The following is a 20538-nucleotide window of genomic DNA, read 5'->3' as shown; positions in this document are numbered from 1 at the left end:
GTCTGCGCAATCGCTTATAAGCGGGTGTCATAAGCAAGTACCGCCCTCATCAGTCAGCGGGCGGGGCCGCTGACAGCTTCCCCCTCGGGGGAAGCCTCTCTGCCCCAGAACCGTTCCAGCTCCCCGGCCAGCGTCTCGGCGCTTTCCACGACCCGCAGATGCTCCCAGTGCGGCGGCATCAGCCGGCGGGTATCGGGTGCGGCAAAGCGGTCGTCAATGAGCAGGACGACGCCCCGGTCCTGCGGTGTGCGGATGACCCGCCCGGCAGCCTGCAGGACCTTGTTCATGCCGGGATAGCGGTAGGCGTAGTCAAAGCCGGTGCCGCGGGTCTTTTCAAAATAGTCCCGCAGCTGCTCCTGCCGGGGGCCGATCTGCGGCAGACCGGGGCTGACGATAGCCGCGCCGATCAGACTCTCCCCTGTCAGGTCCACGCCCTCACCGAATACGCCGCCCAGCACGGCAAAGCCCAGCAGCGCCTCCTCGCCCTGCTCTCTAAAGCGTTCCAGAAATGCGGCACGCTGTGCTTCGTCCATGTCGCTCTCCTGACTGAGGATCGGCATATCGGGATAGCGGGCTGTGAAATCCTCCCGCACCTGCTGCAGATAGCTGTAGCTGGGGAAAAACGCCAGATAATGCCCGCGCCGCGCACCCGCCATGATCGCCAGAAGGTCGGACACCTTCGCAATGCTGTCCTCCCGGTCCTTGTAGCGGGTGCTGACATGACACGCACACCACAGCCCCAGATTGCCGGGGTCAAACGGGCTGCGCAGCGCCACGGCCCGGGCGTCCGGCAAGCCGCAGAGATCTTTATAGTAGCCTGCCGGGGCCAGCGTGGCGCTGAAGAGCACCGCGGCGCGCCCCTTGGCAAAATCCGCCGCCAGAAAATCGCTTGGGTCCAGACAGAGCATAGCGGCGCGGACCTCACTGCCGTGTGCGGACACCTGCAGCACAAAGTGGTCGTCAAAGGTGTCTGCCACACGCAGCCATGCCCGGATGTCAAAGTAGAGCTGCAGCAGCGCCTCATGCGTTTCATCCGGGTCACGATGCTCATCGAGCCAGATTTCCAGCGGCTCACAGAGCTTCGTGAGGGCGCGGTCCAGTGCTTCTGCCCGACTTTCTTCAAAAAAGGTTCTGCCAAAGCGGCTGTCGCCGGGCGTTTCCTCACAGCGGTGCCTCCACTCGATAAAGAGATTGTTGACCTTCGTCAGGGCGTTTTTCAGGCTGCTTTTCCCCTTGCCGAGCCTCTTTTTAGCATCGTAGAAGGCACTTTTTGTCAGCACCGCGCTGTGCATATCGCGGGCGCGGCCGGGCAGGTTGTGCGCCTCATCCAGCAGGAAGATATAATCGCCCGCCGTATCAAAAAAGCGGACGAGATGCACGACCGGGTCAAACAGGTAGTTGTAATCGCCCACGACCACATCACACCAAAGGCTCAGATCCAGTCCCAGCTCAAACGGGCATACCTTGTGGCGGCGGGCCAGCGCCTGCAGGGCCTCGGCAGTCAGGGCGTGGGTGTCCAGACCATCCCACAGTGCCTGTTTTACTCGGTCATAGTAGCCGTTGGCATAGGGGCACGCCTCCGGCGTACACTCACGATGCTCCTGCAGGCAGATTTTGTCCTTGGCGGTCAGGGTGACGCTGCGCAGCTTGAGTGCCGGGTCGGCTGCGCGCAGCAGCGCGAGGGCGTTTTCGGCCGCTGCCCGGGTCGTGCCGCGCGCCGTCAGGTAGAACACCGGCCCGCCCTCTCCCACAGCCTTCAGCGCAGGGAAAAGCACGCTCATCGTCTTTCCGATGCCGGTGGGGGCCTGACAGAGCAGGTGCCCACCCTCGGTGCAGGCCTTGTACACCGCACCGATCATGGCCCGCTGCCCGGGCCGGTAGCTGTCAAAGGGAAAGCGGAGCGCGGCCAGCGAGGCCCGGCTCAGCCGCTGCCACTCGGCGGCGCGCTTGGCCCAGGGGGCATACCGGGTCAGCAGGTCGGTGACGATGGCGTTCAGGGCATCCGCTGTATAGTCGTGACTAAAGCGAAATTCCAGCTCCTCATCCACCTGATAGTAGGTCAGCCGCACCCGCATGGCGGATAGCCCCTGCTGCGCGGCATAGATGGCTGCATAGATCTGTGCCTGCGCCCAATGCTCCGGGCTTTGCTCGCCGGTGATAAGCTCCGGCGGCAGCGTTGTGGTCTTGATCTCGTCAATCGTTGTCATGCCGTCCGTGTCGGTAAAGATGCCGTCGGCACGCCCCTCGAGCGTGTAGCACACACCGGCACAGCTGCGCTGCTGCCTGAGGGATACCTCCGCCTGATAGTCGGGGAATTCCTTGACAGCGGCCCGCTGCAGCTTGCGGTGCAGGCGCGCACCCTCAAGGGCACGGTCAAAGCCGGTAAAGCGGCTGTCGATGCTGCCGGTGCGCAATAAAAATTCCACCAGACGCCGTATGGGCAGCGTCAGTGCCAGTGTCTCAGGCTCCATGCTGCTTTCCTCCTTGCATCGGGTGGTATACTGGTTTTAATAGGTGTGCTCACAGACCTGTGTGATCTTTTCCCGCAGGCTGACAAAATCGCCGAACACCGCAGGCTTGTTGACCGGATAGCGCAGCAGCGCCGCAGGGTGGTAGGTCGCCATAAAGAGTGTCCCCTGCTTTTCGTAAAATCTGCCGTGATCGCGGGAAATCGAAAAGGCCGGGTCCATCATCTGCTGTGCAGCCACGCGGCCCAGACACACAACGATCTTGGGGCGTATCAGCTGGAACTGCTGGCGCAGCCACGGCATACAGGCGGCAGATTCCTCCGGCAGCGGGTCACGGTTCTGCGGCGGACGGCATTTTATGATGTTGGCAATATAGACATTTTTCTCCCGGCTCAGGTCAATTGCTTCCAGATAATGGTCGAGCAGCTGGCCGCTGCGCCCCACAAAAGGCAGGCCCTGCTCGTCCTCACTGGCGCCGGGGCCTTCACCCACAAACATGACCTCTGCTGTGGGAACCCCCTGCCCGAACACGACATGTGTGCGGGTGTCGCACAGTGCGCAGCGGCGGCAGTTCAGACATTCATTCTGCAATGCTTGCAAATCCATCTATAACACCTCACGGTTAAACGGCGCAGTGTGCGCCTATACTGTATAAAAACGAAGAGGGGGCTTGGCAGTGAGCTGGGGATATGGGGTATTTTTGCGGTTGCTCTGCCTTGCGGCGGGGTATCTGTTCGGCTGTTTTCTCACGGCCGAGGTGGTGGCACGCTGCACAGCCGGGGAAAGCGCACGGCAGATCGGCAGCGGAAATCCGGGCATGGCCAACATCATGACCCATTTGGGTAAGCGCGCCGGTCTGCTGGTGCTGGCCGGCGATGTGCTGAAAACCGCCGCTGCCTGCTGGTTCTGCTGGCAGCTTGCACCGGAGCTGCACCTCACGGCCCTGCTGTACGGCGGGTTCGGTGCGGTGCTGGGGCACAACTGGCCCTTCTGGAACCACGGGCACGGCGGCAAGGGCGTGGCCGTGACCTGTGCATGGCTGATGCTGTATCTGCCCGTCACAGGGGTGCTGTGCTGCCTTGCGGGCGGCATTGCGGTACTGCTGACCGGTTACCTGCCACTTGGCGCCGTGTTGATTGCGGCGCTGGCCGTGCCGGTAGGCTGGCTGCAGTACGGCGGCGAGGCCGGTGCGATCCTGCTGCTCAGCGCTGCTATCATGCTGGCCCGGCATTGGGCGGGCCTTGTGCGGATGTACCGAGGCGAGGAGCCGCAGTTTTTCCGCCCGAAGCACTGATACTATGATACCACCCCCTGTGTCGAATTGCAACGCCGGAGAAAAAACAGCGAAGAAAAGCATCTTTTGCAAATGCCGCGAAGAAAGTGGAAACAAATGCAAAAACTTTCAAAAAAAGTGTTGACATTTGTTCCGCAAGCCGCTATAATAGACAACGTTGCAGCTGCCACGGCAGCGCACAAAGCTGGGTATGGCCCGGTAGTTCAGTTGGTTAGAACGCTAGCCTGTCACGCTAGAGGTCGTCAGTTCGAGCCTGATTCGGGTCGCCATAAGCTGCTATAGCTCAGCTGGTAGAGCGCATCCTTGGTAAGGATGAGGTCAGCAGTTCAAATCTGCTTAGCAGCTCCAGTATAGTACCCACAATGCAAAAACGGCATCGTGGGTATTTTTCATAGGGGCATAGCTCAGTTGGTAGAGCAGCGGTCTCCAAAACCGCGTGCCGAGGGTTCGAATCCTTCTACCCCTGCCAAAAGACCGTCAGTGAAAAGCTGACGGTCTTTTTGTATTTGCAGGCGGAAAATAAGGTCTTACAGCATGATTGCAGGCATTGGATACATCGGGCAGGTCATGCCATTTTACCTATGGCAACACCGCACAATTCCCGCCTGACGGCTTAAGCACCGCTCCGGCAGCTGCCGCACCTCGCTCGCTGTATCGGCACTTAGAATTATGCGGTATTGTCCTTTATTAAAAAACGCATCAGAGCAATATAGAGTGGGCGGACAGCACTTACAATTTGAATGTCGAATGACTGCTTTGTAGGAGTGCGCCGTGTGCACCCCTACTTTTTGCGTAAATAGTCGTTCCGGAAAAGAAGCAGTTTCGTTAAGCTGGCGGGCGAACAATGTTCGCCCCTACAGTTGTCGCCAGACCCAGCATAGCGCAAGACGGCCATGGCATCTGCAAGCGTATTTTGATGTGAAAGCAGACTGACCCCTGCAGGCAAGCCCATCAGGAGAACACAACACATGCATAGTACAGGTAGCACTGTATTGGCAGTCTGGCCCACTTGCTTGCCGGAGATTTTTCGATATATAAACACAAAAAGACCGTCAGCTTTTCACTGACGGTCTTTTGGCAGGGGTAGAAGGATTCGAACCCTCGGCACGCGGTTTTGGAGACCGCTGCTCTACCAACTGAGCTATGCCCCTATAAAAAATACCCACGATGCTATTTTTCGCATTGTGGGTATTGTACTGGAGCTGCTAAGCAGATTTGAACTGCTGACCTCATCCTTACCAAGGATGCGCTCTACCAGCTGAGCTATAGCAGCTTATGGCGACCCGAATCAGGCTCGAACTGACGACCTCTAGCGTGACAGGCTAGCGTTCTAACCAACTGAACTACCGGGCCATACCCAGCCTGCGCGGCCTTGCAAGGTGTCTACCTCACGACCAGCGCAGGAACTATTATAAGGGATGTTCTGCAAAAAGTCAAGCGATTTCTGCAGATTTTTAAATTATTTTTTCGCAGATAATTTCGGCTTCACTCCGCCTTTTTCTGCATACGGATCAGGCTGTAGGGCATCAGGGGGGCCTCACAGGGGATGGTGTACTGCATCATGGGATGCGGGGTGGCGTCCACGCGCTCGCCGTTGGCGTTTTCGATCCAGGCGGGTGCCAGCGGAATGACGCTGCCGTCAGGCTGCAGAATTTCGATGCTGTCCCCTGCCGCGAACTTACCGCGCTGGGTGCAGTGGGCAATGCCGTTTTCCCAGCTTTCCACCGTGCCGATGAAATCCCAGTCGCGCACATAGGTGTGGCTGGGCGTCTGCTGGGCCTGCTCCTTGCCAAAGTAGAAGCCCGGCGAATAGTGGCGGTGGCTTGTACGGTTCAGCTCCTCGATGACCGCATCGGGCAGTTCAAAGTTATCATTGTACGGATCAGCAAGGAAGGTGTCCAGCGCGCGGCGGTAGGCACTGACCACGGAGGCCACATAGTAGAAGGTCTTGGCACGCCCCTCGATCTTCAGTGAGTCAACACCCGCCTTGCAGATCAGGTCAATGAACGGAGCGGTGCAAAGATCATTGGCATTCAGGATATAGCTGCCATTGTCGGGTGTCTCCCCGATCTCCATGTACTGGCCGGGGCGATGCTCCTCCACCAGATTATACTTCCAGCGGCAGGGCTGGGCGCACTCGCCGCGGTTGCCGCTGCGGCCGGCCATATAGCTGGACAGAAGGCAGCGGCCCGACACACTCATGCACATAGCGCCGTGGACAAAGGCCTCCAGTTCCAGATCGGGCGGGCAGTTGTCGCGTATCTGGGCAATCTCGGTAAGCGGCAGCTCCCGCGCAAGGACAACGCGCTTGGCACCCAGCTCATAGCAAACCTTAGCCGCCTCATAGTTCGTAATGCCCGCCTGGGTCGAGACATGGCGCTCCACCTGCGGGGCGTATTTTTTGGCCAGCGCCAACACACCCAGATCGGCGATGATAAAGGCATCCACACCGGCCTCGGCGGCATCCTGTATATACTGCGGCAGCTTGGACAGCTCCTCATTGGTCGGCAGGGTGTTAAGGGTCAGGTAGACCTTTTTACCGCGGGCATGGGCAAAGATGCAGCCCTCGCGCAGCTCCCCTACCGTCAGGTTTACAGGGGCCGCGCGCATACCGAATTCCGGCAGGGCGCAGTAAACGGCGTCAGCGCCGTACATCACAGCATATTTCAGGGTCTCCAGGCTGCCCGCAGGGGCCAGCAATTCCGGTTGCTGCAGCATTGATGATTCCTCCGTTTTTACATGATTCACCCGTAAGGGCCGGGTATGCCCGGCCCTGTCGTGAAAGACAGCTGCGGGCCTTACGAGGCCCAGCCTGCCTTGACGCAGTTCTGGTAATGCTCGTCCGCAGTCTTGGCGTAGAAATACTGCCCGGCCACATCGGTGTCAGGGTGGCCCGTGACGAAGAAGTAGTATCCCTCGTCCAGATACTGCTGGTCGGGGTTCAGCGCTGCCTCGATGGCGGCATAGCCCGGGCAGGAAATGGGGCCTGCGGGCAGGCCGCTGATGGCGTAGGTGTCATAGAGAGCCAGCACATCCTCCGGGATAGCTCCCTGCTCCGGCCAGCCGAAATACTCGGCAGTCGGGGAATTCCAGAGATAGTTGTTCTCACGGTCCTGCATAATATAGCTCGAAGCGTTGGATTCCAGCTTGTGCTCCGCCCACTGCGGGTCAGCCGATTCAAGACGGTTGTGGAAGCAGGCGCTGACCTTGGAATCCTCGCTGGCAAGGCCGGCCTCCTCCTGAATGAAGCTGGCCAGCTTGACAACATCGTCAAGGCTGGTGCCCTTGGCGGCGATGGTATCGGCCAGATCTGCCGTCTTGGCGTCAAACTCACCGTAGAGCTGGTTCACATAGTAATAGACGCTCTCATCGGCATAGAGGTTGTAGGTGTCAGGGAACAGGTACCCCTCGCACTTCATCAGGCGGCCATTGTCCGGGATAGCGTTCCAGAAATCATACTGGCTCCAGTCCGAGCCATCGGTGCCGTTGGCGCAGGACAGGAAGGTGTCCACATCCTCCACAAGGCCGGCATCGACAAAGATCTGGGCCACGCCCACAGCGGTCGTGCCCTCGGGGATCGTTACATTGACGGTGGGACGGCGGGTCACAACGGACAGGGCCTTGATGATCTCGTTGTAGGCCATGCCGGACTGGACCTCAAAGCTGCCGTACTGAATCTCCCCGGCTTTGCCGCTGTACTTGACATACTGCTTGAACAGCCAGTCATACTGGATAACGCCGGAATCCTTGAGCTGCGTGGCAATGCTGGACACGGAGGAGCCCTCCGGCACGGTGATAGTCTGTACCTCGCCCAGCGTTCCCTGACCGTCCAGCTCGGCGTAGAACTGGGACACCTTATATCCGCCGAAGCCGACCAGAGCCAAAATCACAAGCACGATCAGGCAGCCGACCGGAAAACGGCGGCGGGGCTTTTCCTCCTCGTCCTCCTCATACGCCTCGTATTCCTCGGGCTCGGGGCGTTTTTTAGGCTTTTCTTTTTTTGGCTTCGGCGGCTCCTGACGCGGCTCCTCGCGGCGGGGGGCCGGCTGCTGCGGGGCAGCAGTCTGCGGCTGTACGGCGGGCTGCTGCGCCCCGGACGGTTCCGGATTTGAACGATTGATCCTCATGGGATACTCCTAACTTTGTGTTTCCTGTTGATGGTTTTTGATTCAGCGGTCACAACAGCATCCTGAAATACGCATCTGTTGTCGGGAATGGTCTGCCCAAAAAGGCGATCATGCCGTAGCCGCAGCGGCGTCCGGCCCCCAGATACAGGGTCTGGTTCTCCGCAAGCAGGATACGGGCATTCTGCGCACCGGTTTTTTCCCGCGCAGCCTGCAGCAGCAGGTCGGCGCAGTGGTCGTTATCAGCCTGCAATTCCAGAAATTGCAGCGTATCGCCCTTGGTATAGTATAACCCGTATCCGCGGCGGTTGGACACCACAGTCAGCCCGCGGCGGTAAAGCTGGGTCATGATCTCATTCATCGCCTGCTCCGGCAGGCAGATGCAGCCGGGCTGGTAGATATGGCGCATCTCGACCAGCTTGTGTACGGTCAGGCTGTCAAACACCGCCTGCGCGAGCAGATCGCGGCGGATGGGCGTCTGCAGCAGCCGCAGGGGCAGCTGACCGGCAAAGCCGAGTGCCTTGAGCGTTTCCGCATTCTGGGTGCCATCGGAGGTCATGACGGCAAAGTCAAACCCGCTGGCCCCATAGGCACGCAGACAGCTTTCGATCCATTTGGGCAGCAGGCGGTCCAGCGGCACGCCCTGTGCCCCCGCCGCCCCGCAAAGCCAGATGCCGTGATGCTGGCCGTACTCGACCGGTACGGCGGCCAGCATTGCTGCGGGGGGCTGGCCGTTTTTTTCCAGCACCAGAATATTTTCAAGCCCTGCCACATTCTGCAGCCAGCCTGCGGCATCGGCGCGGTTGGTGCCGGCCGCTTTGCAGCGCAGCGCCACCAGCGCGGACAGATCTTCTTCGGTTGCCTTGCGCAGCATGGGCCTCACCTCTTTTGTCAAATTTTACTTCTGCACAGTGGTTCTTTTATATCAGCGGAATGCCGGTCCCATTTTACAGGACCGTCTTCAGCTGTGCAAGGATTTCATCGTTGATCTCCTCCACCGGGCGCATCGTCTTTGTTCCGTTGACATTGACGGTACACTCGATGCGGTGCCAGCCGAGGGTACGGGCGCAGTACTCGGCGGCGGCGCGGCTGCGTGCCAGATACTCGGCATCCCGCTCCTGAATATCACGCTTGCTTTCATCACCGTGGTAACGCTCGGTGATCAGCCGCTGGGAGACCTCGGGATCAACGGCCAGATAGACCACGGCGTCCGGCGCAGGGATGCCAAACTTCTTATACTCAAAGTCGAACAGCCAGTTCAGAAAGCCATCCCAGTGCATCGGCGGCAGCTTGGAGCATTGATGCACCGCATTGGAGGTCGTATAGCGGTCTGAGAGGACCAAACCGCCCTCCCGGTAAAACTCACCCCAGCCGGTCTTATAGCTGGCATAGCGGTCCACGGCATAAAAGCTGGAGGCCGCGTAGGCGTTCACATCATCAGGCTTATCGCCGAAGGCACCCGAAAGGTACATCCTGACCAGTGCCGAGGACTCGCTTTCATAGTCCGGAAAGGTGATCTGCCGCAGATCGTACCCCTGCTGCTGCAGGCGCTGCGCCGTCAATTTTGTCTGGGTTCCCTTGCCGGAGCCGTCCAGCCCCTCAAAAATGATAAGCTGCCCCATTTACACTGCCTCCTCTTTGAGCTTCGCGTATTTTTCGCGCACCTCGGCCTGCTTGCCGCAGCACATGCGACCCTCCGGGCAGGGGCCGGTCAGGCAGCGCGGGCCTGCCGCCGCAAAGACATGCGGTGCCAGCGGCAACACAAGGCGCAGCATCTCATCGGCCACAGCGCGTATCTCCCACTGGGCGCGGTTGCAGCAGCGCAGATTAAAGAAATTCTGCAGGCTGCGGCAGTTCATCGTCATGACCATCTTGGTCTCACAGGCGTTGGGCAGCACAAAGCGCGCATCCTCATTGGCCTGCTTGGAGGCCTTGGCGCGGGCGGCCTTTTCCGTAAGACCCTCGGCCATAAAGCGTGCCGTGTGGGCATCTTCCAATGTACGGACGAGCGCAAGATACTTTTCGGCATCCTCGTTCATCGAGGCAATGAACTGCGCCTTGGCCTCAGGGATAGCCTCGATCTCCGGCGGAATGACATAGCGGAAATCGTCCAGCCGGACATAGCGCTGACTCTGCACGCTGAAGCTGCCGATGCGGTGGCGCGTTACCTGTGCCAAAAAGGTGCGGGACACGCCCTCGATGCCAAAGGTGAAGCTTGCATGCTCGATTGGGCTGGCATGGCCGAGATCCGTCAGCTTTTGCAGGAAGGCCGCCGTCTTTTCAGGCGTCAGACCGTCAAGCAGCGTTTCAATATGTGCGTCCGAGTAGCAAAGCTTCGCCGCTGCGGCAATCGTTTTCTCGGGGTCATTCGTATGGGCAATGAGCTGAACTAACATATCATTCCTCCACCTTTTTCAGCGGCGCATAGTTGGCCATTGTTTTTTTGACGCCTACGCGGTCGAACTGAATTTCAACGATGCAGTCCCCCGCGATGGGCGTTGCCTTCAATACCGTGCCGCGGCCGAATACGCGGTGATCCACAACATCGCCGGGCGCATAGCTGACGGTTTCCTTCTTTTTGGGGGCCGCTGCGGCCGGTGCGCCCGCCAGTGTGGAGGTGCCTGCCCCGGCCGGGACTGCGCTGCCTGCCCCGCGGCTGCGGCCGTAGCCGGAGCCAAAGCCTGTGCTTTGCACCGTATGGCGGCCGCCATAGCTGTTGGGACTTTCATGCCCGCCGCTGGCAAAGCCGCTGCTGTAGCCACCGCCGAAACCGCCGCGCGGACGGGCGTTGTACTCACTGTTCAGGTAGCCACGGGACGCGCCGGAGTAGCCGCTGCGCCCGCCCGGCACATTGGTGCTGTAGCTGCCGTACCCTGCGCCGAAACCGCCGCCATAACCGGCAAGCTCGGGGCTTTGGCTCTCGTCCAGCAGATTCGGGTCAATCTCGCTCAGGAAGGCAGACGGCGGGTTGCGGCGCGTCTGGCCGAAGATCATCCGCGTGCGGGAGGACGAGAGATACAGCTCCTTTTTGGCGCGGGTAATGGCCACATAGCAAAGGCGGCGCTCCTCCTCCATGTCCTCCTCGTTATATTTGGCCATATCACCGGGGAAGATGCCGTCCTCCATGCCGATGACAAAAACATAGGGAAATTCCAGACCCTTGGCCGAGTGGATCGTCATCATCGTCACACTGTCGGCATCGTTGTCATAGCTGTCAAGGTCAGAGATCAGCGCGACCTCCTCGAGGAAGCCGGCAAGGGTCGCGTCCTCGCCGTTCTGGTCTGCGTAGGTCTTGATTGAGCTGACGAGCTGCCCCAAGTTCTCGAGGCGGGTCTCCCCCTCCTCCTTCATGGCCTTGAGCATGGCCTCGTAGCCGCTCTTTTTGATAACATCACCGACAAACACATCCAGCGGCTCACTGACTGACAGATCACAAAGCTCGCGGTACATCTCATAGAACCGCTCCAGCGGTGCGGCGGCACGCTGCAGTGCAGGGTAGTCCCGCACATGGGCGATGATCTCCATCATCGGCACACCGGCAGCGGAGGCAAGCTCGCCGATCTTTTCGATGGTCGTCATGCCTATTTTACGCGCAGGCTCGTTAATGATACGGCGCAGCCGCACATCATCGCGCGGGTTGACGATGACGGCCAGATAGCTGTTGATGTCCTTGACCTCCTTGCGGTCAAAGAAGCGCTGACCGCCCACAATGCGGTATGGGATGCCTGCACGGGCGAAATAGGTTTCAATGGGGTTGGACTGGGCGTTCATGCGGTAGAGCACGGCGTGATCTTTCAGGCTCGCGCCCTCGCGCAGATGCTCGCCGATGACATCAGCGATATGGCTGGCCTCGTCCTGCTCGTTCGTGGCCGTGTAGTGGTGGACCTTTTCGCCGTCCCCGCTCTCGGTCCAGAGGGTCTTGCCCTTGCGGCCCATATTGTTTTTGATGACGCTGTTGGCGGCGTTCAGAATATTCGCGGTGGAGCGATAGTTCTGCTCAAGCCGGATCGTTTTGGCACCGCTGAACACCTTCTCAAAATTCAGGATATTTTCGATCGTAGCGCCGCGGAATTTATAGATGGACTGGTCGTCATCGCCGACAACGCAGACATTGTTGGTGCCGCCTGCGAGCAGCCGCACCAGATGGAACTGGGCCACACTGGTGTCCTGATACTCATCCACAACGACATAGCGGAAGCGGTTCTGGTAGTATTCCCGCGCCTCGGCATCGTTTTGCAGCAGCCGGACAGTGTGGAAAATCAGGTCGTCAAAATCCATCGCGCCTGCCGTCTTCAGGCGGCCTGCGTAGGCTGTGTAAATTTTGGAGATAAGCTGCGCCTTGGTGTTGGCAAACGGCTCACCGGCCACCTCCTCGGCAGACATGAGCTTATCCTTGAAGGAGGAGATCTGCGCAATGGCCGACTTGACAGGCAGGAACTTATCATCGATCATCAGATCCTTGTAGATCTGCTTGATCACACGCTGCTGGTCATCGGAATCATAGATCGTAAAGCTTTTGGGAAAGCCGATGCGCTCGGCATCGCGGCGCAGCATCCGCACGCAGGCAGAGTGGAAGGTGGAGGCGTTGACATCGCCGCCGAGGGTGTCCCCCAGCATGGCGCGCAGTCGCTCCTTCAGCTCCCCTGCAGCCTTGTTCGTAAAGGTGATGGCCAGTACATTCCACGGCCGGGCCGGGCGCACGGCCAGATAGGCGGTTTCCCGGGGAAGGTCGCGGCCGTTGGCCACAGCAGTGCGCAGGTCGTTGAGGTCAGCCTCGGTCACAGGGCGGGGCAGCTCGCGGCTGCCGTGGGCCGAGCCGAAGCGGATGATGTTGGCGATGCGGTTGACCAGCACGGTGGTCTTGCCGGAGCCTGCACCTGCCAGAATCAGCAGCGGGCCTTCGGTGGCAAAGACAGCCTGCCGCTGCACAGAGTTAAGCCGGGCAAAGCGGGCTTCGATATATTGATCGCGCAGGGCGAGATATTCGGTGGTGATGTCGGGCATGGGAAGTCCTTTCATGGGGTGTTCGTACCCCTACACGGCGGGTTGTCTCTGCAGAGAATATTTTTTATTATACCACACTTCACTCCGCAGAGAAAGGGTCATAGGTGTGGTTCAGGCGCTTGTTCCAGCTTTTGGGCGTGGCATCGCGGAAGCCCGCGGTGAGATATTTTCCCTCGCTCAGGCTGATGGCCGTACCGCGCGCCACACAGTTGAGCGGGTCGGGCGCAATGGCCACATCGGTGTGCAGTTCCCCTGCGATATAGCTTGCCAGCCCGCGCAGCAGAGAGCCGCCGCCGGTCAGCAGCACGCCGGTGGAGGATACATCCGCTGCCAGTTCGGGCGGGGTGCTTTCCAGCACATTGCGGGCGGCAGCGGCAATGCGGGCGGCCAGCTCCTGCACAGGCTCATAGAGATCGCGGGTGTAGACAACGCGGCGGGCAGGCAGGTTCGTCTCCCAAGAATGACCGCGCACCTCCATAACACCCTCAAATTCGCTTTTGGTGCAGCAGGCCACCTGCTTTTTCAGCTGCTCGGCGGTCAGCGGGCCGATGGCAATCTGGAATTTTTCCTGCACATACTGGGCGATGCAGTTGTCAAAGGCGTTGCCCGCCACCGGCAGGCTGGCCGCCTTGACCCGGCCGCCCATGCTGATGACAGCAATATCGGTGGAGCCGCCGCCGATGTCCACAACCATGCAGCCGTGCGGCTGGCGGATCTGCAGCCCGGCGCCGAGCGCAGCGGCCACAGGCTCATCCACCAGAAAGACCTGCCTGGCCCCTGCCGCCATGACGGATTCCACCACGGCGTCCGCCTCGATGCCGGTGATAGCGGCCGGCACGCAGACGGCGATGCGCGGCTTGAAGAAACGGGAGCGGCAGACCTCGTTGACAAACCGCACGATCAATTCGTTCGTCATGCGGTGATCCTGTATAATGCCGTCACGCAGCGGGCGCACAAGGTCGATATGGGCAGGCGCGCGGCCCACCATCTTCAGGGCGGCGTCCCCCACTGCAAGGATGGAGTTGGTGCGGGTATCCACCGCGCCGATGGTCGGCTGGCGGAACACAACACCTTGCTCCTCGGTCGCAATGATGATCGAGGTTGTACCCAGATCAATTCCGATGTCGTATTGTTTCATGGATCGTTCTCCATAGCTAAGTTGGTATTGCCATTGTCCGCCGGGGTCGCGGCCTCTTTTAAAAGGTAGCGCAGACCGCTGAACCGCATGTTCTGGCGTACATTCTGCACCATGGCCTGCTCGGTGCGGGCTGTGCCGGTCAGCACGCAGAGCCTGCGCGCGCGGGTCACGCCGGTATACAAAAGATTGCGATAGCACAGCCTCGCCGGCACATCGGCCGCCGGCAGCACAACAGCCGGAAACTCCGACCCCTGACTCTTGTGTACCGTGACAGCGTAGGCCGGCTCCAGCTCATTAAGCTGGTCGGCGGTGTAGGTATATTTGCGGTCATCCATCTGCACCGTAACACTGCGGGCGTCCACATCCACGCCGGTAATGACGCCCATATCACCGTTATAGGCACCGACACCGGCCTCCGCACCCTGACGCTCAAAGGTGATGTCATAGTCATTCTTGATTTGCATGACCTTGTCACCCAGCCGCAGGATCTTGGCGCTCTCCGCCGTGCCAAGCTGTGCCTTGCCCTTGGCGGGCGGATTCAGGATCTCCTGCAGGCGCTTGTTCAGCTCCACGCTGCCGGTCGGGCCGACCTTGGTCGGGCAAAGCACCTGAATATCCCGGACCGGGTCAAAGCCGTAGGCCTTGGGCAGGCGGGTGCTGACGAGGTCGCAGACGAGCTTCTGGCAGGCAAGGCCGTTGGCCTCAATCATGAAGAAATCGTCCTGTGCCCCGCCCTTTTGGGGCATTTGTCCCTCCACGATGCGGTGAGCGTTCTGGACGATCAGGCTTTTTTGCGCTTGGCGGAAGATATCGGTCAGCCGCACAGTAGGGACAACATCGGCACGCAGTATCTCGCCCAGAATGTTGCCCGGTCCCACGCTGGGCAGCTGGTCGGCGTCCCCCACCATGATGATGCGGCAGTGGTAGCGCGCCGCCGCAAGCAGGGCCTGAAACAGTTTGACATCCACCATGCTCATCTCATCGAGGATGATGACATCATATTTTAAAAGGTTCTTCTCGTTATGGATAAACCGCACATTGCCGGTGCTGTAGTCCACCTCCAGCAGGCGGTGGATCGTTGAGGCCGCATGGTGGGTCAGCTCACTCAGGCGTTTGGCTGCGCGGCCCGTGGGCGCACAGAGCGCAACACGGTCATACATAGCCTCATACAGGGCCAGAATCGCATTGACCGTTGTTGTTTTGCCGGTGCCGGGGCCGCCGGTCAGGACCATCACCCGGCTGGACAGCGCCAGCCGGATTGCCTGTTGCTGCAGCGGTGCATAGGCGAAGCCCTGTGCGATCTCCAGCGCGCGTATGTCGGTGTCCAGCGTCTTGGGGGCCTCGGTCGGGAAGGTCGAAAGCTGCCCGAGGCGGGCGGCAATATCCTCCTCCGCAGCGTAGAGATCGGGCAGATAGATATACTCCGTGCCGTCAAAGGTGCGGGTGCGCAGCTCCTCGGTTGAGAGCAGTTCCTCAAGCCCGGCTTCGATTTCCGGCGGGGCCACCCGCAGAAATTTCGAGGTTGTTTCCAGCAGCTTGCCGCGCGGCAGGCAGGTGTGACCGTTGCCTGCATTGTGGCGCAGTGCATACAAAAGCCCTGCTGTGACCCGCAGGCGGCAGCCTGTCTCAAACTGCAGGGCGGCAGCAATACCGTCCACCTGACCGAATTTGAGCTGCAGCGGCTCCCCGCAAAGCAGATAGGGGTTCTGGGTCAGTGCCTCCACGGTATGCGGGCCGAAGGCGCGGTAGGCAGTGACCGCCTGCTGGGCGGTCAGCCCGTAGCGGGCAAACCATGCCACGACCTCCCGCACACCGTACATACGGCGGAATTCATTGGAGATGACGGCGGCCTTCTGCTCGGTGATGCCCTTGAGCTCACAGAGGCGCTGCGGCGTCTCGGCGATGACTGTCAGGGTATCCTCTCCAAAGCGGGAGACGATCTTTTTGGCGGTGGAGGGTCCGATATAAGGCAGCACACCGCTGGAAAGATAGCTTAAAATGGCGCTTGTATCCTCGGGCAGACGGGCCTCGATGGTCTCGGCACGGAACTGCTCACCATAGCTGGGGTGGTTGACCATGTGGCCGTAAACCGTCACGGACATGCCGTTGTCCACACCGCCCACATTGCCGGCCACCACAACATCGGTCCCGTTTGCATCGACCTCAAAAACCGCATAGCCGGTATCGGCATTTTCGAAGATCACATGCTCGACCGTGCCTTCCAGCTTCATCAGCTGCTGTTCGTTCTGCTCCATCCTTGCCCTCCTTTCCCGCAAAATCGCCGCACTTTCACAGATAAAGATATTATACCCCATACAGGGGCATTTGGCAAACCAAAAATCGGCGGTACGGATGTAAAATGTTTGGCAGGATTGCAGATATATTTTTTGAAAAGCCACCTTTGCCCCGCGCACAAAAAAGCGCCCCGCACCATTGGCGGTGCGGGGCGCGGCATAAGCAGCGGTTATTCGGCAACGGCGGCCTTCAGGGCCTCGGCGCGGTCGGTGTTTTCCCACTTGACGCCCAGATCCTCACGGCCCATGTGGCCGTAGGCGGCCAGCTGGCGGTAGATGGGCTTGCGCAGGTCAAGCTCACGGATGATGGCGGCAGGGGTCAGGTCAAAGACCTTCTCAACAGCCTGTTCGATCTTCTCATCGGCCACCTTGCCGGTGCCGAAGGTATCGACCATGATGGAGACCGGCTTGGCCACACCGATGGCATAGGCCAGCTCGACCTCGCACTTGGTGGCAAGACCGGCGGCAACCACATTCTTAGCGACCCAGCGGGCGGCATAGGCGGCAGAGCGGTCGACCTTGCTGGGGTCCTTGCCGCTGAAGGCACCGCCGCCGTGGCGGGCATAGCCGCCGTAGGTATCCACGATGATCTTACGGCCGGTCAGGCCGGAGTCACCCTGCGGGCCGCCAACGACAAAGCGGCCGGTGGGGTTGATGTAGTACTTGGTGTTCTCGTCCAGCAGCTCTGCCGGGATAACCTTCTCGATGACCTCACGGCGAATGTCCGCATGCAGCTGCTCCTGACTGACATCGGGGCTGTGCTGGCTGGAGATGACCACGGCGTCCACACGCACAGGCTTGCCGTCCTGATATTCGACCGTGACCTGACTCTTGCCGTCCGGGCGCAGGTAATCGAGGGTTCCGTTCTTGCGGACCTCGGTCAGGCGCTTCGCCAGCTTGTGGGCCAGGCTGATGGGCAGCGGCATCAGCTCGGGCGTTTCATCGCAGGCATAGCCGAACATCATGCCCTGATCACCGGCACCGGCAACCTCATCGTTGGTGCCCAGCGCAATGTCGGGGCTCTGGCCGTCAATGTTGGTGATGACACCGCAGGTCTCGCAGTCAAAACCATACTTGGCGCGGTCATAGCCGATCGAGCGGATGACCTCGCGGGCAGTGCCGGGGATATCGACATAGCAGTCGGTCGTGATCTCGCCCATGATATGGACAAGGCCCGTGGAGCAGGTCGTCTCGCAGGCAACGCGGGCACCGGGGTCCTGAGCCAGAATGGCATCGAGGATTGCGTCGGAGATCTGGTCACAGATTTTGTCGGGATGCCCCTCAGTGACAGACTCGGATGTGAAAAGAACTTTGGACATTGTATAAGCCTCCTGTTAATTTAGGCAGAAACGCAACCCCCGGAAACAAAAAGCGCGCAGCCGAAAAGACTGCGCGCAAAACGCTTATCTTTCGGTTTCCCGCAGGACTTGGCACCTTGCGTTCTCACGCAGGTTGCCGGGCTTCATCGGGCCTGTTCCCTCAGCCGCTCTTGATAAGTTGCTATTCTGTTGTTGTGAAGTTACTATACCACAGGTTTTTGTTTAAGTCAACGATAATTCGTTGTGCAGTTCGGCAGGTTTGCACAAAAGTAGGACATTTTGATGTCCGTGTGTGGTTTTTGCGGTTAGGGTTGGCCGCGCGCCTTACTTTCTGCCGTGCAGGATCGGAGACAGCGGCTTATAAATCAGGAAGCAGAGCGCCGCGTCCAGCAGCCCCTTAAAGAGGGTAAACGGCAGGTTAAAGGTCAGCAGGCAGGCCAGAAGTCCGTCCACGCTGGGGTTGATGGCCTGATACATGCCGATGATGGCCTCCAGCGGCAGGTGGTACAGCACCACATAGGCCGGGTAAACCACAAAATAGTTGTACGGCACACTGACAAGCGCCATGACCAGCGCACCGGCGCCTGCGCCGATGAGTGCGCTGCGGCGGGTCTTGCTGCGCTTGTAGACGAAACCGGCCACACCGACAAAGAGCGCGCCCATAACAAAGTTGAACAGCTCACCCACGGCAGCGGTGCTGGTGCTGGGCAGCTTGATCAGGTTTTTGATCAGGCAGACGGCAATGCCGGACACAGGGCCGTAGGCATACGCCGCCAGCAGGGCGGGCAGCTCAGAGACATCCAGCTTGACAAAGGACGGCATGATGGGAATGGGAAATTCCAGATACATCAGCACAGCAGCTACCGCGCCGAGCATGGCGGTCCCGGTGAGTTTACGGACATTGGTGACAGAGTTTTGCATAGTGAGATTCCTCCCGATATAATTTGTGAAAGCCGATTCACGAACCCGGGAGGCTCCGCGCATTGCAAAATAAAACACCCTGCCGTATAAGCATACAGCAGGGCGCACAAAAAGCAATACAGACAGCTTTCCGTTTCTTTCATCCGGACTATACCGTCGGCCCCGGAATCACACCGGGTCAGCGGCTGCTTGCGCAGCCGGTCGCGGGCTTGCGGCACAACGCCGCTCACCGCCGGTGGGGAATCGCACCCCGCCCTGAAACAGACTTTCTGCTAAAGATTATAGCACAGGTTTTACAAAATGCAAGAGGTTGTGCTATAATTGGATAGAAGTTTTTCCATTGCCGCCGCACAGCGGCACACAAATATGAGGTTTCACTCTATGCCTGAAATATCTGAACTGGCCTTTGACTTTGGCACCTTGATCCCGGCGCTGGTATTTGCAGCGCTGGCCGCCGTACTGCCGGAGCTTTACAAGTTTCTGGCGCGCAAATTCCTCGGCCGCATAAAAAAACATATCGCATCCTGGCTGCACATTCTGCTGGAAAGCTATATTGTGCCGATTGCGATGATCCTGCGGGTCCTTCTGGCCTGCTTTGCTGTCACACTCCTTCCCTTCAGCTTTGTCCATGGGGAGGTTTTCAGCAGGCTGCTTGGCACGGCATCCGGCCTGCTCATCACCGTTTTCATCGGTCTGGGCAGTTGGCAGGCCGCACCGGTAACACGGCTGCTGCTCCACAGCGCCGAAAACCACCTCGATATGACCACCAACCAGACGATGGGGCGCTTTTTTGAGAATATCTTCCATGCGCTTGTCTTACTTTTTACCGGCATTGCCATGCTGGACCAGCTTGGGGTCCCGGTCAGCGGCCTGTTGACCGGTGCCGGGGTCGCCGGTCTTGCGGTCTCACTGGCGGCGCAGTCAACGCTTTCCAACCTGATCGCCGGTGTCACCCTTGTGCTGGAGCACCCCTTCGGCATCGGAGATTATGTGGTGCTTGGCAGCTATGAGGGCACGGTCGAGGATATCTCCTTCCGCTCGACCCGGATCCGCACAGCAGACAATGTGGCAATCACGATTGAAAATTCAAAGATCTGCTCCGAATATATCCAGAACTGCGACCGCCGCACCAGCCGCCTCTGGACCTTTACCATCGGCCTGACCTACGATACGCCGCGCGGCAAGATTGAAACACTCTGCCGCAAGCTGGCTGCGCTGCTGCAGGCCCACCCGGATGTGCTGCCGGACGGCGTCAGCGTAACGCTGGACAAATTCAACGACAGCAGCATTGACCTGCTTTGCCGCGTCTATGTTTCAAGGGTCTCTCTGCGGGAGTTTCTCAAGGTCAAAAATTGTCTGAACCTGCAGATTCTCGATCTGGTCCGCGCCGAGGGCTGCAGCTTTGCCTTCCCCACGGTGACGGTGGACATGCCGGAAAACACATAAAAGAAAACCGTCCGTCGGCCTTTTCATGGCTGGTGGGCGGTATTTTTATCCCGTAATATCGCTTCTTCTGCTCACAACCAGCAGGGTATCGCTCCCCTGCTGTGTTTTTACGGTAAACTCAAAATTGTAGGCTGTGTCAAGTCGATAGGACACGCTGTCATCCCCCTGTGTCAGCCGATAATCCAACTCAACCTGTGGCTTTACGCGGTCATAATCAACATACAACTCGCCGATGCTCTCAAGAAAGACGAGGCTTATATCATCTGCCGTGACACCGTAAAATGTTACGACCGGCGCCCCCTCCGCCTGCACGGCGGGCATATCCAGATAGTTGTTCCTTGCCGAGTCCTCCCGCGTGTGGGCGTACAGGACCGGCGCATCGCTGAGAAGCTCGGCACCGCTCAACTCGATATGTACCCCGGTAACAGGCAGATCTGTCTGCCATACAGGGGTGGGGTCTGCAGTCCGGGCGCAGCCGCTCAACAGTAAAGCGGCCAGTGCCGCGGCCGCGACAGAGATTTTTTTCATAG

General features: G+C 59.4%; 15 protein-coding genes, 6 tRNA genes and 2 riboswitches. Of the genes, 5 read left to right on the top strand and 16 right to left on the bottom strand.

Features of this window, described 5'->3' with window-relative positions; genetic code table 11:
- Positions 1-53: 53 nt before the first annotated feature.
- Complete coding sequence (locus tag OGM67_02195; GenBank protein UYJ35168.1) at positions 54-2471, bottom strand: ATP-dependent DNA helicase; 2418 nt, start codon at positions 2469-2471, stop codon at positions 54-56.
- 36 nt (positions 2472-2507) lie between these two features.
- Positions 2508-3074 carry a uracil-DNA glycosylase gene (locus tag OGM67_02190; protein UYJ35167.1) on the bottom strand — a complete coding sequence of 189 codons (567 nt, stop codon included), beginning with the start codon at positions 3072-3074 and terminating at the stop codon, positions 2508-2510.
- 70 nt (positions 3075-3144) lie between these two features.
- On the opposite strand from OGM67_02190, the gene OGM67_02185 reads away from it, so the two are divergent.
- From OGM67_02185 to OGM67_02170, 4 genes are all read left to right on the top strand, one after another.
- Positions 3145-3762, top strand: coding sequence for a glycerol-3-phosphate acyltransferase (locus OGM67_02185; protein UYJ35166.1), 618 nt, complete (start codon positions 3145-3147; stop codon positions 3760-3762).
- A 192-nt stretch (positions 3763-3954) separates the two neighbouring features.
- A tRNA-Asp gene (locus OGM67_02180) sits at positions 3955-4031 on the top strand.
- Between the two features lie 3 nt (positions 4032-4034).
- Positions 4035-4110: transfer RNA gene (locus OGM67_02175), tRNA-Thr, on the top strand.
- Positions 4111-4155: 45 nt separating this feature from the next.
- Positions 4156-4231: transfer RNA gene (locus OGM67_02170), tRNA-Trp, on the top strand.
- A 606-nt stretch (positions 4232-4837) separates the two neighbouring features.
- Here OGM67_02170 and OGM67_02165 read toward each other — a convergent pair.
- From OGM67_02165 to OGM67_02105, 13 genes are all read right to left on the bottom strand, one after another.
- Positions 4838-4913 (bottom strand) — tRNA-Trp (locus OGM67_02165).
- Positions 4914-4959: 46 nt separating this feature from the next.
- Positions 4960-5035, bottom strand: a tRNA-Thr gene (locus tag OGM67_02160).
- A 3-nt stretch (positions 5036-5038) separates the two neighbouring features.
- A tRNA-Asp gene (locus OGM67_02155) sits at positions 5039-5115 on the bottom strand.
- A gap of 132 nt (positions 5116-5247) precedes the next feature.
- Positions 5248-6480 (bottom strand): U32 family peptidase, encoded by a 1233-nt coding sequence (locus OGM67_02150; protein ID UYJ35165.1) that lies wholly within the window; start codon positions 6478-6480, stop codon positions 5248-5250.
- A gap of 80 nt (positions 6481-6560) precedes the next feature.
- Complete coding sequence (gene mltG / locus OGM67_02145) at positions 6561-7889, bottom strand: endolytic transglycosylase MltG (protein UYJ35164.1); 1329 nt, start codon at positions 7887-7889, stop codon at positions 6561-6563.
- Between the two features lie 49 nt (positions 7890-7938).
- A complete protein-coding gene (locus tag OGM67_02140; GenBank protein ID UYJ35163.1) occupies positions 7939-8760 on the bottom strand; it encodes a hypothetical protein in 822 nt (273 codons plus the stop codon).
- Positions 8761-8833: 73 nt separating this feature from the next.
- A complete protein-coding gene (locus OGM67_02135) occupies positions 8834-9508 on the bottom strand; it encodes a thymidylate kinase (protein ID UYJ35162.1) in 675 nt (224 codons plus the stop codon).
- Positions 9509-10282, bottom strand: coding sequence for an FAD-dependent thymidylate synthase (gene thyX, locus OGM67_02130; protein UYJ35161.1), 774 nt, complete (start codon positions 10280-10282; stop codon positions 9509-9511).
- Between the two features lies 1 nt (position 10283).
- The gene (locus OGM67_02125; GenBank protein ID UYJ35160.1) at positions 10284-12905 is read right to left on the bottom strand and encodes a UvrD-helicase domain-containing protein; all 2622 of its coding nucleotides are present in this window, start codon (positions 12903-12905) and stop codon (positions 10284-10286) included.
- A gap of 64 nt (positions 12906-12969) precedes the next feature.
- Positions 12970-14028, bottom strand: coding sequence for a rod shape-determining protein (locus OGM67_02120; protein UYJ35159.1), 1059 nt, complete (start codon positions 14026-14028; stop codon positions 12970-12972).
- Complete coding sequence (locus OGM67_02115; GenBank protein ID UYJ35158.1) at positions 14025-16283, bottom strand: ATP-dependent RecD-like DNA helicase; 2259 nt, start codon at positions 16281-16283, stop codon at positions 14025-14027. Before OGM67_02115 ends, OGM67_02120 begins: the two co-directional genes overlap by 4 nt.
- Before the next feature lie 209 nt (positions 16284-16492).
- On the bottom strand, positions 16493-17641 hold the full coding sequence (metK, locus tag OGM67_02110) for a methionine adenosyltransferase (protein UYJ35157.1): 1149 nt from the start codon (positions 17639-17641) through the stop codon (positions 16493-16495).
- Between the two features lie 81 nt (positions 17642-17722).
- A riboswitch (SAM riboswitch) is annotated at positions 17723-17821 on the bottom strand.
- 144 nt (positions 17822-17965) lie between these two features.
- A complete protein-coding gene (locus tag OGM67_02105; protein UYJ35156.1) occupies positions 17966-18562 on the bottom strand; it encodes an ECF transporter S component in 597 nt (198 codons plus the stop codon).
- Positions 18563-18689: 127 nt separating this feature from the next.
- Positions 18690-18829, bottom strand: a riboswitch (FMN riboswitch).
- A gap of 114 nt (positions 18830-18943) precedes the next feature.
- Here OGM67_02105 and OGM67_02100 point away from each other — a divergent pair.
- Positions 18944-20008 (top strand): mechanosensitive ion channel, encoded by a 1065-nt coding sequence (locus tag OGM67_02100; GenBank protein UYJ35155.1) that lies wholly within the window; start codon positions 18944-18946, stop codon positions 20006-20008.
- A gap of 45 nt (positions 20009-20053) precedes the next feature.
- On the opposite strand, the gene OGM67_02095 is transcribed toward OGM67_02100, so the two are convergent.
- Positions 20054-20536 (bottom strand): hypothetical protein, encoded by a 483-nt coding sequence (locus tag OGM67_02095; protein ID UYJ35154.1) that lies wholly within the window; start codon positions 20534-20536, stop codon positions 20054-20056.
- Between the last annotated feature and the right edge of the window lie 2 nt (positions 20537-20538).

This window comes from Oscillospiraceae bacterium, assembly GCA_025757985.1.
Classification (GTDB): domain Bacteria; phylum Bacillota; class Clostridia; order Oscillospirales; family Ruminococcaceae; genus Gemmiger.
Note: the sequence above shows the minus strand (reverse complement) of the source record. Positions and strands in the feature narration are given on the sequence as shown.

What these genes read in the sequence shown, in the direction of transcription:
- OGM67_02195 (UYJ35168.1), bottom strand. Translation starts at nt 2,471, where the DNA reads ATGGAGCCTGAGACACTGGCACTGACGCTGCCCATACGGCGTCTGGTG.
- OGM67_02190 (UYJ35167.1), bottom strand. Translation starts at nt 3,074, where the DNA reads ATGGATTTGCAAGCATTGCAGAATGAATGTCTGAACTGCCGCCGCTGC.
- OGM67_02150 (UYJ35165.1), bottom strand. Translation starts at nt 6,480, where the DNA reads ATGCTGCAGCAACCGGAATTGCTGGCCCCTGCGGGCAGCCTGGAGACC.
- mltG (UYJ35164.1), bottom strand. Translation starts at nt 7,889, where the DNA reads ATGAGGATCAATCGTTCAAATCCGGAACCGTCCGGGGCGCAGCAGCCC.
- OGM67_02140 (UYJ35163.1), bottom strand. Translation starts at nt 8,760, where the DNA reads ATGCTGCGCAAGGCAACCGAAGAAGATCTGTCCGCGCTGGTGGCGCTG.
- OGM67_02135 (UYJ35162.1), bottom strand. Translation starts at nt 9,508, where the DNA reads ATGGGGCAGCTTATCATTTTTGAGGGGCTGGACGGCTCCGGCAAGGGA.
- thyX (UYJ35161.1), bottom strand. Translation starts at nt 10,282, where the DNA reads ATGTTAGTTCAGCTCATTGCCCATACGAATGACCCCGAGAAAACGATT.
- OGM67_02125 (UYJ35160.1), bottom strand. Translation starts at nt 12,905, where the DNA reads ATGAAAGGACTTCCCATGCCCGACATCACCACCGAATATCTCGCCCTG.
- OGM67_02120 (UYJ35159.1), bottom strand. Translation starts at nt 14,028, where the DNA reads ATGAAACAATACGACATCGGAATTGATCTGGGTACAACCTCGATCATC.
- OGM67_02115 (UYJ35158.1), bottom strand. Translation starts at nt 16,283, where the DNA reads ATGGAGCAGAACGAACAGCAGCTGATGAAGCTGGAAGGCACGGTCGAG.
- metK (UYJ35157.1), bottom strand. Translation starts at nt 17,641, where the DNA reads ATGTCCAAAGTTCTTTTCACATCCGAGTCTGTCACTGAGGGGCATCCC.
- OGM67_02105 (UYJ35156.1), bottom strand. Translation starts at nt 18,562, where the DNA reads ATGCAAAACTCTGTCACCAATGTCCGTAAACTCACCGGGACCGCCATG.
- OGM67_02100 (UYJ35155.1), top strand. Translation starts at nt 18,944, where the DNA reads ATGCCTGAAATATCTGAACTGGCCTTTGACTTTGGCACCTTGATCCCG.
- OGM67_02095 (UYJ35154.1), bottom strand. Translation starts at nt 20,536, where the DNA reads ATGAAAAAAATCTCTGTCGCGGCCGCGGCACTGGCCGCTTTACTGTTG.